This is a genomic window from Bradyrhizobium sp. Pha-3, from assembly GCF_042258615.1.
GTDB lineage: Bacteria > Pseudomonadota > Alphaproteobacteria > Rhizobiales > Xanthobacteraceae > Bradyrhizobium.
Map to the genome: position 1 here is coordinate 4,031,216 of NZ_CP170152.1, position 14,069 is coordinate 4,045,284.

The 14,069-nt window shown below is 65.4% G+C and carries 12 protein-coding genes; 8 read left to right on the plus strand and 4 right to left on the minus strand.

From position 1 onward, the window contains the following. Nucleotides 1-223: 223 nt before the first annotated feature. Complete coding sequence (locus ACE10Z_RS18975; protein ID WP_375789265.1) at nucleotides 224-2,233, plus strand: SPFH domain-containing protein; 2,010 nt, start codon at nucleotides 224-226, stop codon at nucleotides 2,231-2,233. Nucleotides 2,234-2,809: 576 nt separating this feature from the next. Here ACE10Z_RS18975 and ACE10Z_RS18980 read toward each other — a convergent pair. Beyond that, the gene (locus tag ACE10Z_RS18980; protein WP_375789266.1) at nucleotides 2,810-4,420 is read right to left on the minus strand and encodes an ABC transporter substrate-binding protein; all 1,611 of its coding nucleotides are present in this window, start codon (nucleotides 4,418-4,420) and stop codon (nucleotides 2,810-2,812) included. 357 nt (nucleotides 4,421-4,777) lie between these two features. On the opposite strand from ACE10Z_RS18980, the gene ACE10Z_RS18985 reads away from it, so the two are divergent. The 4 genes from ACE10Z_RS18985 (at nucleotide 4,778) to coaA (ending at nucleotide 9,494) form a co-directional block, all read left to right on the plus strand. After that, nucleotides 4,778-5,638, plus strand: a complete 861-nt coding sequence (locus ACE10Z_RS18985) for an FAD binding domain-containing protein (protein WP_375789873.1) — start codon at nucleotides 4,778-4,780, stop codon at nucleotides 5,636-5,638. A gap of 4 nt (nucleotides 5,639-5,642) precedes the next feature. After that, a complete protein-coding gene (locus tag ACE10Z_RS18990; protein WP_375789267.1) occupies nucleotides 5,643-6,125 on the plus strand; it encodes a (2Fe-2S)-binding protein in 483 nt (160 codons plus the stop codon). Beyond that, nucleotides 6,122-8,380, plus strand: a complete 2,259-nt coding sequence (locus ACE10Z_RS18995; protein WP_375789268.1) for a xanthine dehydrogenase family protein molybdopterin-binding subunit — start codon at nucleotides 6,122-6,124, stop codon at nucleotides 8,378-8,380. Before ACE10Z_RS18990 ends, ACE10Z_RS18995 begins: the two co-directional genes overlap by 4 nt. A gap of 151 nt (nucleotides 8,381-8,531) precedes the next feature. Further along, the gene (gene coaA, locus ACE10Z_RS19000) at nucleotides 8,532-9,494 is read left to right on the plus strand and encodes a type I pantothenate kinase (protein ID WP_375789269.1); all 963 of its coding nucleotides are present in this window, start codon (nucleotides 8,532-8,534) and stop codon (nucleotides 9,492-9,494) included. A 90-nt stretch (nucleotides 9,495-9,584) separates the two neighbouring features. Here coaA and ACE10Z_RS19005 read toward each other — a convergent pair whose 3' ends face one another. Next, nucleotides 9,585-10,529 carry an ornithine cyclodeaminase family protein gene (locus ACE10Z_RS19005; protein ID WP_375789270.1) on the minus strand — a complete coding sequence of 315 codons (945 nt, stop codon included), beginning with the start codon at nucleotides 10,527-10,529 and terminating at the stop codon, nucleotides 9,585-9,587. A 157-nt stretch (nucleotides 10,530-10,686) separates the two neighbouring features. Between ACE10Z_RS19005 and ACE10Z_RS19010 the strand changes: the two genes are divergently transcribed. Then, nucleotides 10,687-11,427, plus strand: a complete 741-nt coding sequence (locus tag ACE10Z_RS19010; protein ID WP_375789271.1) for a hypothetical protein — start codon at nucleotides 10,687-10,689, stop codon at nucleotides 11,425-11,427. A 167-nt stretch (nucleotides 11,428-11,594) separates the two neighbouring features. Next, the gene (locus tag ACE10Z_RS19015) at nucleotides 11,595-11,981 is read left to right on the plus strand and encodes a hypothetical protein (protein ID WP_375789272.1); all 387 of its coding nucleotides are present in this window, start codon (nucleotides 11,595-11,597) and stop codon (nucleotides 11,979-11,981) included. Nucleotides 11,982-12,093: 112 nt separating this feature from the next. On the opposite strand, the gene ACE10Z_RS19020 is transcribed toward ACE10Z_RS19015, so the two are convergent. Continuing rightward, complete coding sequence (locus ACE10Z_RS19020; RefSeq protein ID WP_375789273.1) at nucleotides 12,094-12,675, minus strand: HdeD family acid-resistance protein; 582 nt, start codon at nucleotides 12,673-12,675, stop codon at nucleotides 12,094-12,096. Between the two features lie 240 nt (nucleotides 12,676-12,915). On the opposite strand from ACE10Z_RS19020, the gene ACE10Z_RS19025 reads away from it, so the two are divergent. Beyond that, nucleotides 12,916-13,137, plus strand: a complete 222-nt coding sequence (locus ACE10Z_RS19025) for a dodecin (protein ID WP_097674294.1) — start codon at nucleotides 12,916-12,918, stop codon at nucleotides 13,135-13,137. 358 nt (nucleotides 13,138-13,495) lie between these two features. Here the strand turns inward: ACE10Z_RS19025 and ACE10Z_RS19030 are convergent, their stop codons facing one another. Beyond that, nucleotides 13,496-14,056, minus strand: a complete 561-nt coding sequence (locus ACE10Z_RS19030) for a GNAT family N-acetyltransferase (RefSeq protein ID WP_375789274.1) — start codon at nucleotides 14,054-14,056, stop codon at nucleotides 13,496-13,498. Nucleotides 14,057-14,069: the final 13 nt, after the last annotated feature.

The window sequence follows — 14,069 nt, forward strand, 5'->3', positions numbered from 1 at the left end:
TCAACATCCCCGTGCTGCGAATGATGCGCAGTCGCAGCAAACCAATCGCGCCGATCGATGTCGCGCGACCGGTTCGCCGGTTCATGCCGTCATCAAAAAAAGATCGGCTGTGCGAATAATGTTCACGCCTTGCGCCACCAAGGCCGCACCACATGTCCGCACCGCAATTCTCGGGTGAGGTTTGGCTCCCAAACCGCCCAGTTGCGAATTGTGGAGATGGGCTATGGACTTCCTCGGTTTTCTTAATGGTTCAGGTTTAACCCAGCCTGCCATTTGGATCGCTGCAGCGGTCGCATGTGTGATCCTGCTGCGCATATCGAACGTATTTCGCTACATTCCCAACAACCAGGTCGGCATCGTCGAGAAGCTGTGGGCGATCAAGGGCTCGATCGATGACGGCTTCATCGCGCTGAACGGTGAAGCCGGCTACGAGCCGGAGGTGCTGCGCGGCGGCCTGCATGTGATGTTTCCCTTCATGTACCGGATCCATCGCTCGGACCTCGTGACCGTCGGCCAGGGCAAGATCGCCTATGTGTTCGCGCGCGACGGTGCGGCGCTGGAGCCGTCGCAGGTGCTCGGCGCCAACGACACCGAAGACAAGTCGGACTTCCAGGACGCACGCCGCTTCCTGCTCGGCGGCGGCCAGAAGGGGCCGCAGCGCAAGATCCTGCGCGAAGGCACCTATGCGATCAACACCACGCAGTTCGCCGTCATCACCGACGAGCGCGTCTACGGTCATGCGCTGAGCGAGCGGGAACGCGGCGTGCTCGAGAGCATGCAGCTCACGATCACCGAGCGCTGGGGCTTTGCGCCGGTGGTGCTGGCGGCTGACCACGATTTGGTCGGCATCGTCACCGTGCATGACGGCCCATCGCTGCCTCCGGGCGAGATTATCGCGCCCGAAGTCGGCATCGAGCTGCGCGACGCGGCGACCTTCCACAACAACTTCCAGGAGCCCGAGAAATTCCTGCGCGCCGGCGGCCATCGCGGCCGCCAGCTCCAGGTCATCGTCGAGGGCACCTGGTACATCAATCGCCTGTTCGCGACCGTCGAGGCGGTGCCGAAGACGGTGATCCCGGTCGGTAATGTCGGCGTCGTCATCTTCTACACCGGCCCGCGCACCGACGACGTCTCGGGCGAGCAGTATCGCCACGGCGAGCTGGTGCTCAACGGCAGCCGCGGCGTCTGGAAGGACCCGCTGTTGCCGGGCAAGTACGCCTTCAACACCTATGCCGGCAAGATCGAGGTGATCCCGACCGTCAACTTCATCCTGAAATGGATGCGCGGCGAGGTCGGTGCGATGAAGCTCGACGAGAACCTGTCGGAGATATCGCTGATCACCAAGGACGCGTTCGAGCCGACGCTGCCGCTCTCGGTGGTGATGCATATCGACTACAAGAAGGCGCCGATGATCATCCAGCGCTTCGGCGACGTGAAGAAGCTGGTCGAGCAGACGCTCGACCCGATGGTCAGCGCGTTCTTCAAGAACATCGCGCAGAAGATGACGCTGATCGAGCTGCTGCAGAACCGCGCCGCGATCCAGGCGGAAGCGGCGCACGACATGAAGGCGAGGTTCGAGAGCTATTCGCTCGACCTTCAGGAGGTGTTGATCGGCACGCCGCGCGCGGCCCCTGGTGACCACACCATCGAGAACATCCTGATCCAGCTCCGCTCGCGCCAGATCGCACGCGAGCAGATCGAGACCTATCAGGAGCAGGAGAAGGCCGCCGTGCAGGAACGCGCGCTGAACGAAGCCAAGGCGACGGCGGCGGCGCAGTCGGCGCTGACGCAGTCGCTGATCCAGGTCAAGGTCAACGAGAACGAGGGCGCGGCTGCGCTTGCCCGCGCGCAGAAGGACGCCGAGACGAGGAAGGTGACCGCAGCCGCGGTCGGCGAGCAGTCGCGGCTTGAAGGCCAGGGCGAGGCCGATCGGGTGCTCGCGGTCGGTACCGCCAACGCGCAGGCGACCAAGCTATCGGTCGATGCCTATGGCGGGCCGGAATACCGGCTTGCCGAGCAGAACTTCGCGAAGTTCGCCGATGCGCTGACGCGGATCAACCAGCCGCTGGTGCCGCAATTCCTGATGTCGGGCGGGCAGGGGCAGGAGGGCAGCAGCGCGGGCCTGATCCCGACCGCGATGCTGAGCTCGATGTTCGGGCAGATGATGCCCGGCGCATTGGAGAAGCTGAAGGACGAGGCACCGAAGGCCGCGCGCCGCACCAACGGCCAGTGAGGCGGCGATAGTGCGGTGAGATCAAGTCGGGTGACTACCGCGAAGGAAGTGCGCTCCCTCTCCCGCTTGCGGGGGAGGGCCGGGGTGGAGGTCCCATCGCGAGTCACATCGAGGAGATAGTCCCCACCCGCCGCTCTACGCGCGTCGGCCTCCTCCGCAAGCATAGGGCAGTCGCATCTGCGTCTTCCACCGCTGTCATCGCCCGGCCTGTGCGCAATTGCGCACATGGACCGGGCGATCCAGTACGCCGCGGCCTCTCGGCTCTAGCACAGACGTCTCTGGAATACTGGATCACCCGCTTTCGCGGGTGATGACACCGCGTGGTGTGGCAACTTGAATCGAGAACTATCCTCATCGTCGTCCCGGCGAAGGCCGGGACCCATAACCACCGAAGGTGATTGTTGTGCGCCACTGGCTCCACAGCGGGGCGAGGGGGCGCCTCGATTTCGGAATAATGGAATTATGCCGCTGATTTGCCCGACGTGTCAAGTTGCGTGTCGAACGCCGGCAGCCGGCGGCTACTTTGCATGGGGTTGTTTTCGATATTTTGGCAGTGCGCCCCTGTGGCGGCGATTGCTATTCCGTCTTGTCGACGTTCCAGAACACCGGCGGCGCCGGGCCCTCCAGCACGCCGGTGAGCGATTTGCGCCAGGCGCTCGGCAGGCGGAACTGGCCGAGCGGGACATAGATCACCTGCTCGTAGGCTTGCTTCTGGATCTCCACCGCGAGCTTCTTCTGGTCCTCAGGTGAGGTGGCGCGGGCGTAGGCGTCGCGCATCTGCTCGAGCTTGGCGTCCTCGGGCCAGCCGAACCAGGCCCGCTTGCCGTTTGCGGCGATCTGGTTGTTGACGATCGGGTTCATCACCTCGGTCGCGCCGGTGAAGGTGAAGAACAGGTTCCAGCCGCCTTCCTTGGGCGGCTTCTGGCTGGCGCGGCGGCTCACCACGGTCTGCCAGTCCGTCACCTGCGCGTCGACATTGAAGCCGGCCGCGCGCAGCAGTTGCGCCGCGACGGTCGGCGGCCCCTTCAGCGTCTGCACGTCGCCGGGGATCATGATCACGACGGGCGTGCCGTCATAGCCCGAGGCGGCCAATGCCTTCTTGGCCTCGGCCATGCCGCTGCCCTTGATCAACGTCTCCGCGCCGGCGTCGCTGGCGAGCGGCGTGTCGCAGGCGAAATAGGAGCCGCAGATCTCGTAGTATTTTGCATTACCGACGGTGGCGTCGAGCACGTCCTTCTGGTTCATCGCCAGGAATGCGGCGCGGCGGATCTTGGGATTGTCGAACGGCGGGTGCAGGAAGTTCATCCGGCCCTCGATCTGGAAGCCGAACTTGTTCAGCACGGCCACGGTGAGATCGGAATTGGCTTCGAGCACCGGCACCAGGTCGATCGAGGGCTGTTCCAGGAAATCAATGTCGCCGGATTGCAGCGCGTTGATCGCGGTCTGCGCGTCGGGCATCGTGATCCATTCGACGCGATCGACCTTCGCCACCTTGCCGCCCGACAGCCAATCCGGCTTTTCCTTGCGCGGCACGTAGTCGGCGTTGCGTTCATAGACCGCCTTCACGCCCGGCTGGAATTCGGCCTGGACGAACTTGAACGGCCCGCAGCCGATCTGCTCGCCGATCTGCTTGCCCGGCGGCGTCTCCGCGAGCCGCTTCGGCATCATGAAGGCGACATAGGAGGAGGGCTTGGCCAGCGACTCCAGCACCAGGCCGTATGGCTCCTTGAGCTTGAGCACGATCGTCTTCGGTCCGTTGGCCTCCAGTGAGGCCGTGAACTCGGCCAGCTTCTGCGCCATGCCGTCAACGACGGTCCAGCGCTTCAGCGAGGCGATGCAGTCCTCCGCCGTGACCGGCGCGCCGTCATGCCATTTCAGGCCGTCGCGCAGCGTGAAGGTGTAGGTCAGCTTGTCGTCGGAGATCGTCCAGTCCGCCATCTGCGGCCGGACCTTGAAGCTTGAATCGATGCCGAGCAGCGTGTCGTAGACCATGTAGCCATGGTCGCGGGTGATGTAGGCGGTGGTGAAACCGGGATCGATGATGCGCAGATCCGAATGCATCACCGCCGATATGGTCTTGCCCTTGCCGGCGGCGACGGCTCTCGATGAGAGGATAGCCGGGGCCGCCATCGCCGGCGGCACGCTGGCCGCGAGCTTGAGGAGCGTTCTGCGCGAAACATCGACCATTCGCCGTCCCCCGATTTGTCGTTGCGCCGGCACGCAGGCCGCAGCGACCCGCATGCTTCACCAATCCGTGACGCAAAGCAAGCAAGGGCCATGCCGCCAATCTCAGGATTTCGGCGGCGGGCTCGCGTGGACCGTGACGTGAACGTTCGATGACCGCGGCCGCACCGCGCGCTGCGTCGGCACCGCGCAAGCGCGCATCCTGCATAGGAGCCTGCGCTTCCTGCCGCACCTCGCAGGCTGTTCGGACGGCGATCCGCCGTGTAGGCTTGCGGTCTGCCGGCCAGCGATAAGGCCATATCCCGCACATCCTGAGGGAACAAGCAGCCGAGGGAGACCAGAAGAACCGTCATGACCGATATCCGATACGTAGCACCGCGCACGCTTGATGAAGCGATCGGCGCATTTGCTGCCGCCGGAAGTGCCGCCCGCATTATGGCAGGGGGTACCGACTTATTGGTGCAAATGCGCTCCGGCCTGGTGCGGCCGGGATTGATCGTCGACATCAAGAAGATCGGCGAGATGACCGAGATCACCGAGGCCGCCGATGGCGGTTTCCGCGTCGGCGCTGCCGTCTCCGGCATGGAGCTCGCCGACCACGCGCGCTTCGGCAAGGTATGGCCGGGCGTGCTCGAGGCCGTGAACCTGATCGGCTCCAAGCAGGTGCAGGGCCGCGCCTCCGCCGGCGGCAATCTGTGCAACGGCTCGCCGGCCGGCGACAGCGTGCCGGCGATGATCGCGGCGGGCGCCGTCGTCACCGTGCAGGGGCCGAATGGCCGCCGTGAGCTCAAGGTCGAGGATGTGCCGGCCGGACCGGGCCGTACCAATCTCAAGCCGGGCGAGATCCTCGTCAGCTTCGCTTTGCCGCCGCGGCCCAAAGGCTCGGGCGATGCGTACCTGCGGATGATCCCGCGCACCGAGATGGACATCGCTGTGGTCGGCATCGGCGTTAGCCTGACCTTGAAGGACGGCGTCTGCACCGCGGCCCGCGTCGGCCTCGGCGCGGTGGCGCCGACCGCGCTTTTGGTCGCGCCGGCCGCGCAGGCGCTTGTTGGCTCGAAGCTCGACGATGCGGCGCTCGAGGCCGCCGCTGCCGCATGTCGCGCCGCCTGCCGTCCGATCGACGACAAGCGCGGCACCATTGCCTACAGGATAAGAACCGCCGGCGTGCTGCTCAAGCGCACCGCCGCGATCGCCGCCCAGCGCGCCGGAGGACACTAGCACCATGCCGAAACTACACGTGACCACCTCCGTCAACGGCGAGCCGGTCGAATTCCTGTGCGAGCCCTATGAGACCATGCTCGACGCGTTGCGCGGGCAATTGGGCCTGACCGGCTCCAAGGAGGGCTGCTCGTCCGGCGATTGCGGCGCCTGCTCGATCACGCTCGATGGCCGGCTGGTCTGCTCCTGCCTGATGCTCGCGGCCGAGGCCGAGGGCCACGAGATCGGGACAATCGAGGGCATGGCCAAGGGCGACAGGCTGCATCCGTTGCAGCAGAAATTCCTCGAGCACGCCGCGCTCCAGTGCGGCATCTGCACCTCGGGCATGCTGGTGGCCTCCGAGGCGCTGCTGGCTCGAAACTCGAATCCGACCGAAGAGGAGGTCCGCTTCTGGCTCGCCGGCAATCTCTGCCGGTGCACCGGTTACGACAAGATCGTCCGCGCGGTGATGGAGACCGCCGCCGAAATGCGGGAGATGCGGCCATGAACGTCGTCAACAACAAATGGATCGGCCAGCGCACCATCAGGCCTGACGGCGTCGACAAGGTGACCGGTCGCGCGGCATTTGCCGCCGACACCACCATGCCCGGCATGATCTGGGGCAAGGTGCTGCGCAGCCCGCATCCGCATGCCCGCATCAAGTCGATCAGCACCGCGAAGGCCGAGGCGCTGCCCGGCGTGAAAGCGGTGGTCACTTCGCGTGACATCGTCGACTTCAGAATCGACAAGGGCGCGGTGATGCTCGGCATCCAGGACATGCGCTGGATGTGCCGCAACGTGATGGCGCGCGACAAGGCGTTGTTCCCCGGCCATCCCGTCGCTGCCGTCGCCGCGACCACGGAGGCGATCGCGGCGGAAGCCTGCAAGTTGATCGAGGTCGACTACGAGGTGCTGCCCTGGGCGATCGAGATCGACGACGCATTGAGGCCTGATGCGCCGATCCTGCACGAGTTCAACAAATTCGACGGCAAGCCCTCCAACATCATGGGCCGCATCGAATCCAAGAAGGGCGATATCGCGCAAGGCTTCAAGGATGCCGACATCGTCATCGAGCGCTCCTTCACCACGCGCCCGGTGCACCAGGGCTATATCGAGCCGCATGCCTGCCTGATCTCGGTCGCGGCCGACGGCAAGACCACGATCTGGTCGTCGAGCCAGGGCCAGTTCATGGTGCGCGCGATGACCTCGATGCTCACAGGCATCCCGCAGAGCGACATCCGCGCGATTCCCGCCGAGATCGGCGGCGGGTTCGGCGGCAAGACCATCGTCTATCTCGAACCGCTTGCGACACTGCTCGCCAAGAAATCCGGCCGGCCGGTCAAGATGGTGATGACCCGCGAGGAGGTGATGCGCGCCACCGGGCCGACCTCGGGCTCGAAGATCACGGTGAAGATCGGTGCCAAGAAAGACGGCACCATCGTCGCCGCCCACGGCAGCTTCTATCTGCAGGCGGGCGCCTTCCCGGGCTCGCCGATCCGCGGCGCGGTCGGATGCAGCTTTGCGCCCTACGACATTCAGCATGTGCTGTCGGAAGGCTTTGACGTCTGCTCCAACCGTTCCAAGGTCGCGGCCTATCGCGCGCCCGGCGCGCCGATCGGCGCCTATGCTGTGGAATGCGTGCTCGACGAGCTCGCAGAAAGCCTCAAGATCGATCCGCTGGCGCTGCGGCTGAAGAACGCGGCCAAGGAAGGCACCAAGGCGGCGCACGGCCCGGTGTTTCCGCGCATCGGCTATATCGAGACGCTGGAGGCCGCGAAGAACCATCCGCATTATGCCGCGCCGCTCGGCAAATATCAGGGCAGGGGTGTCGCCTCCGGCTTCTGGTTCAATGCCGGCGGCGAATCCTCCGCGCAGGTCAACATCACCGAGGACGGCAATGTCGTCGTCACCACCGGGCACCCCGACATCGGCGGCTCGCGCGCCGGCATCGCCAACATCTGCGCCGAGCTGCTCGGCATCGACTACAGGCGCATCTCCGTCATCATCGGCGATACCCAGACGATCGGCTTCTCCAACCTCACCGGCGGCAGCCGCGTGCTGTTCGCCTCCTCGATGGTGGTGACGCAGGCGGCCGACAAGGTCATCGCGACCTTGCGCGAGCGCGCCGCGAAGATCTGGGAGATCGACCCTGAAGCGGTCAAATGGGAGAACGGCGCTGCGCATCCGGTGAGCCCGAATGCCGGCCAGTTCGAGCCGTTGACGCTCGCGGACCTTGCCGAAAAGGCGCCCTCGCAGGGCGGCCCGATCGGCGCGAGCGTGCAGCTCAACACCCAAGGCGCGGAGGGCGGTTTCGGCACGCACATTTGCGACGTCGAGGTCGATGTCGATCTCGGGATCGTGCGTGTGATCCGCTACACCGCCGTGCAGGATGTCGGCCGTGCCGTGCATCCGAGCTATGTCGAAGGCCAGCTGCAAGGCGGCGTCGCGCAGGGCATCGGCTGGGCGCTGAACGAGGAGTATATCTACAACAGGGACGGCAAGGTCGATAATCCGGGCTTCCTCGATTACCGGATGCCCGTCTGCTCCGACCTGCCGATGCTCGACTGCGCGCTGGTCGAGGTGCCGAACCCGAAGCATCCGCAGGGCGTCAAGGGCGTCGGCGAAGTGCCGCTGGTCCCCGTCATGGCCGCGGTCGCCAACGCCGTCCACAACGCCCTCGGCAAGCGGTTCTACAGCCTGCCGATGTCGCCGCCGAAGGTCTCGGCCGCTCTGGATGCGCCGGCACAGCAGGCCGCGGAGTAGGGAGCGGTGGGCGGGTTAGGCGAAAGCCGTGACCCGCCGTCTTTCGCTACATCGAGTTGCGGCGGGTTACGCTAACGCTAACCCGCCCTACGGTTTTGCGCCGAGACCCGCCCATTGACGTCGCTAGCTTGACCTCGGCAAGATCGATCGGATGCATCAGGCTCACCGTGAACGGATGAGAATGACCCACCCCGACGAGCTCTCCGCCTACATGATGTTCGGCCGCAATGATTGGGCCGCACGGCGCGCGAGCACGTCGCTGACGCTGTCGGATGCCGATCTCGCGGCGCTTCGCGGCTTGAACGGGCCGATTACATCAGCCGAAGTCAGCGACGTGTATCTGCCGCTGACGCGCCTGTTGAACCTGCACTTCTCGGCAGCGCGCAGTCTGATGCAGGTCAAGGCTGAGTTTTTCGGCCGGCCGGCCCGCCATTCGCCCTACATCGTCGCGCTGGCCGGGAGTGTCGGCGTCGGCAAAAGCACCTTTGCCCGTGTGCTGTGTGCGCTGCTGGCCGGCTGGGCGGATCACCCGCGCGTCGAGCTGGTAACGACCGACGGCTTCCTCCATGCCAACGGCGTTCTGGAGGAGCGCGGCCTGATGCGGCGCAAGGGCTTTCCCGAGAGCTACGATCTGCCGCGGATGCTGCGGTTTCTCGCCGCCGCAAAGGCAGGTGAAGGGGAGCTCGAGCTGCCCGTCTACTCGCATCTGATCGGGGATATCGTGCCGTCGGAACGGCAGGTCATCCAGCAGCCGGACATCCTGGTGTTCGAGGGCCTCAATGTGCTGCTGGCGCGCGGCACGGCGCCGGTGGTGGTCTCGGATTTCTTCGACTTCTCGATCTATCTCGATGCCGACGAGGCCGACATCCAGTCCTGGTATGTCGAGCGCTTCCTCAGGCTGCAGCCGACCGCGTTCCGAAACCCCGCCTCCTATTTCCACCACTACAGGGACCTGCCGCCCAGCGATGCGCGCGAGGTTGCGGAGAGGCTGTGGCGTGAGCATCATCGCGCCAATCTCAGGGAGAACATCCTGCCGACGCGGACGCGGGCCGACGTCGTGCTGCGCAAGCGCTCCGACCATTCGATCGGCGAGGTCTGGTTGCGGGAGACGTAGAAAAATGTAGGGCGGATGAGCCGAAGGCGTAATCCGCCGTCCCTCCATGGATCGCGGCGGGTTACGCTTCGCTAACCCGCCCTACGATCCTCACCGCAGCTCCTTCCCCAATTGTGCAAGCACTGTCTCACAGGTCATCAGATCCAGATGCCCGCCGCCCGCGTTCTTGAAGAAGGTGATGTCGTCGGCGGACAGGCGGCCGGCGACCTTGCCGGTCGCGAGGTCGTAGTGATCGCCGAGCACGTCGCTCTCCTTGATCGCGCCGCTCGCGATCGGCTGCAAGATGTCGCCGACGCCGTCGAAGGCGGATTCGCGGCGGTCGACGAAGATGCGCGCGCGCCGCGCCGCCTCGTCGTCGGACTCTCGGGTGTCGGGGGTGAAGCCGCCGACCAGATCGATATGGGTGCCGGGCTTCAGGTTCGCGCCCTTCACCAGCGGCTCGCGCGAGCGGGTGCAGGTGGTGATGATGTCGGCCTCGCGCGTCGCGGCGTCGAGATCGGTGACGACATCGGCGGGGATGCCGTCGCTCTCCAGCAGCGTGGCGAGCTCCTGCGCGCGCTCGGCCGTCCGGTTCCAGATCTGCACCCGCTTCAGCTGCGGCCGCACCGTGCGGTGGCCGCGCACCAGCCAGCGCGCCATCTCGCCGGCGCCGACCACCAGCAGCGTCTCGGCGTCGGGCCGTGCCAGGTGCTTGGCGCCGAGCGCGGAGTCCGCGGCGGTCTTCCAATGGGTGATCTCGGCGGCGTCCATCACCGCCAGCGGCCGCCCGTCATTGCCGTCGAACAGCACGCAGACCGCCTGCACGGCCGGCAGCTTGCCGTGCGCGAGATTGCCGGGGAAGCTGGTGTAAAGCTTGGTCATCATGAAGCGGCCGGCATCGACTGCGCTCCGCGTCACCAGCTGCTGGCCCCTGTCGTCGCCGAGATAGCCGTCGTGAACCGCGATCTTCGGCCGCCGGTGCGCGGCCTCGATCGCCTCGATCAGGATCGGAAAGGTCAGGACGCGGTTGACCTCGTGGTCGTCGACAATATGCACGTGTTTCTCTCCCAGGGCGCCCTTGCGCTCCTCCCGGAGCGCGGCAAGACCGGTCCGGACTGGATAGCGCGTGGGGAGGGCCAGTCAACCGGACATGCACCGCCGCGCGGGGCTTGCTATCCTGCGCACCTGATTCTCTCGCAGGTCTTTGCAAGCCGTGGTTGCAGTCGTCGTCGCCATCCTGATCTTCATGCTGCTCTGCGGCGCCGCGCTCGGGACCATGGCGATCCATGTCCGGCTCAAGGACCATCACCGCAGCGACGAGACCAATACCTCGATACGCCTGGTCGCAACCCTGTTCGTCACCATGCCGTCGCTGCTGCTCGGCCTGATGATGAACAATTCGGCAAACACCTATGTGGCGGTTGACCGCAACCTGCATGTCTTTGCCACCGACCTCATCCTGCTGGACCGCAGCCTGAGGCCGCTCGGCCCCAGCGCCGACGAGCCGCGCAAGCGGCTGCTCGCCTATGTCGAGCAGGCGCTCAAGGATGCCCCGATCTCGCGTGCGAACGAGGTGTCCGAACATCTGCTCGACGAGGTCGGCAACAGCCTCCGCGAGCTGAAGTTCAGCGACGAGCAGAAGATCGCGTTGTGGAACGAGGCCCGGTCGGTCTATCGCCAGGCGGTGCAGCAGCGCTGGACCTTTGTCGAGCAGTCCGACGGTTCGTTCCCGTCACCGCTGATCTGCATCCTGGTCGGGTGGCTGACGCTGATGTTCGCGACGCTGGGCTTCCGCGCGCCGAACAACGCGGTCGTGATCTCCATCACCATCGCCGCAGCGGCGCTGATCTCGGCCGCGATCTACCTGATCCTCGAAATGAGCACGCCCTTCACCGGCCCGATCCAGCTCTCCGACCGCCCGCTGGTGCGGGCGGCCGAGGAGATCAGGCGGTAGGTATCCAGTGCTGTAACCCGGATGAGCCGGTATCGGCACGCGCTCTCGGCTTTATTCCCCTCAGCCCGTCGCTCGGCCGAAAATTCTTCCCGCGCCGCCAACGGAATACGGTGCGACCTCCGGCGTCCTTACGCTTGCAAGCCATTTGCATTCGAGAAGGAGACACCATGAAGACAACGCACGCACTCGCGCTCGCTACCGCCGCTTCGTTCGCGCTCGCATCCGCCGCGCTTGCCGCGCCGCCGACAAAGACCGGCACCACGGCGAAGGGCTCGGTCCTGACCGACACCAAGGGCATGACGCTCTACACCTTCGACAAGGACACCGAAGGCAAGTCGGCCTGCAACGGTCCCTGTGCGACGAACTGGCCGGTACTGAAGGCGGAAGCCAGCGACAAGGCCGAAGGCGGCTACACCATCATCTCGCGTGACGACGGCTCGAAGCAGTGGGCCTACAAAGGCAAGCCGCTCTACACCTTCGCCAAGGACCAGAAGGCCGGCGACATCACCGGCGACGGCTTTCTCAACGGCGCCTGGCGCCTCGCGCAGCCCTGAGGCGTCGCGGGGAGAACGGCAGGGCGGGCTAGCGCAAGCGTAACCCGCCATCTCTCCGGGCAGGAAATGTGTGGCGGGTTACGCTGATGCTAACCCGCCCTACAGTCGCGCCTCACGCTCTCTGCTTCAGCGCCATGCCCATGCTGATCCAGCCGACGCCGGCGCAAATCAGGTCGACGCTGAGGAAGATGCCGAGCACGTAGAGGCTCGAGACCGGCCAGTGCGCCAGGATCATGGCCCCGAGCACCAGCGTGATCAGCCCGGAGATCGCGACCATTCCCCACGGCGCGGCCGAGTTCATGCCGAACGCCAGGAAGATGCGGACGATGCCGGAGACCACCAACGCGACGCCGAGGAACAGCGTCAGCGTTGCCGCTGCGAGCAACGGGTTCTCGAAGGTGATGAAGCCCGCGACGACATAGAGCGCGCCGAGCAGCAGCCAGAACAGGAACTTGCCCCACGTCTTGAACTGGAAGGCGTTGATGATCTCGGCAACGCCGGCGACGATCATCATCGCGCCGACGAACAGCACGCTGACGACGGTCGCAAAGAACACGCTGCCGAAGGCGAGGACGCCCGCGATCAGGTAGATCACGCCGAGGGCGACGATCCAGCCCCATTTCGCGCGAAGGTTGGCAAGCCCGGATCCGAGGCTATGAGGAGGTGTGGCGGGTGAGCTGGACGCTGTCGACATCGTATCGCTCCCGAATACTTGGATAAACCATGCTACCATAGGTGAAGGCGCGGACAAGGGCAGGCGCCCGGCTGGCACGAAATGCACGCTGGCACCAAAGGCGGCGCAACACGTTGATTCAAATCAACCGCTGTGTTGCCGCGCAGCATTCGTCGTTTGACGGCAGCCCGCATCGGACGACGGACTGTCCGGATCGGAGTGCAAATTGTCCGGATCGCGCATCCACCCAAGGAGGTCGACATGCCCACCACGCACGACAAGGACCACGTCTACAAGATCCTCGAACTGGTCGGATCATCGGACAAGAGCATCGAGGCGGCGATCGAGAACGCCGTCAGCCGCGCGTCGAAGACGATCCGGGAAATGAAGTGGTTCGAGGTAGTGCAGACCCGGGGCCATATCGAAGACGGCAAGGTCCGCCACTACCAGGTGGCGCTGCGGGTCGGGTTCACACTGGAATAGGGCGCTCAGGGCAGCTTATCGCGAGAGCGCGAGGCTGAATCGCATCCTCATCTGTCATCGCCCGGCTCGACCGGGCGATCCAGTACGCCGCGGCTTCTCGGCTCGAGCACAGCCGTCTCTGGAATACTGGATCACCCGCGAAGGCGAGGGCGATGACACCGAGCGCTTGGCTGTTTGACGGTTAGATCAATTCAGAATCCCGTCATCCTGAGGTGCGAGCGGAGCGAGCCTCGAAGGATGCACGGCCCCGCTTGTGGCCGTCGATCCTTCGAGACGCGCTTCGCGCTCCTCAGGATGACGGCTCTAACACCTCCGCCAGGACGACGAATGGAGGGAGCCGCGTAGCCCCCAATCCCCATCACCGCCGCGACAGCGGCGCGGGCGGGGGCGGGGCGGTGGCGCCGGCGGCGAGCGAGCGCTGCACCATCACGGTGTCGGACCAGCGTCCATAGCGATAGGCGACACCCGGCAGATGGCCGACGCGGGCGAAGCCGAAGCGGTCGTGCAGCGCCAGCGACGCGGCGTTGTCGCTGTCGATGTAGCCGATCATCTGGCGGAAGCCGGCCGCGGCGCAGGTGTCGACCAATTCCTGCAACAGCCGGCCGCCGACGCCCTTGCCGGTGAAGCGGTGGTGAATATAGATCGAATGCTTCACCGTGTAGCGATAGGCCGGGCGCTTGCGGAACTGGACCACGTAGGCGTAGCCGACCACCTCGCCGTCGCACAGCGCGACCAGATGCGGCAGGCGGGTGTTGCGCAGATTCTTGCGGCGGTCGCGCAGGTCGTCGGGCTCCGGCGTGCCGCTGTCGTCGACGCTCTCCTCGATGCCGTGGCGGATGTGATAGCGGTAGATCGACAGCATCGCATCGACGTCGCTGTCGCGCGAGGGGCGGACGGTGATCTTGTGATCATTCTCCATTGTGCTGCGTCCG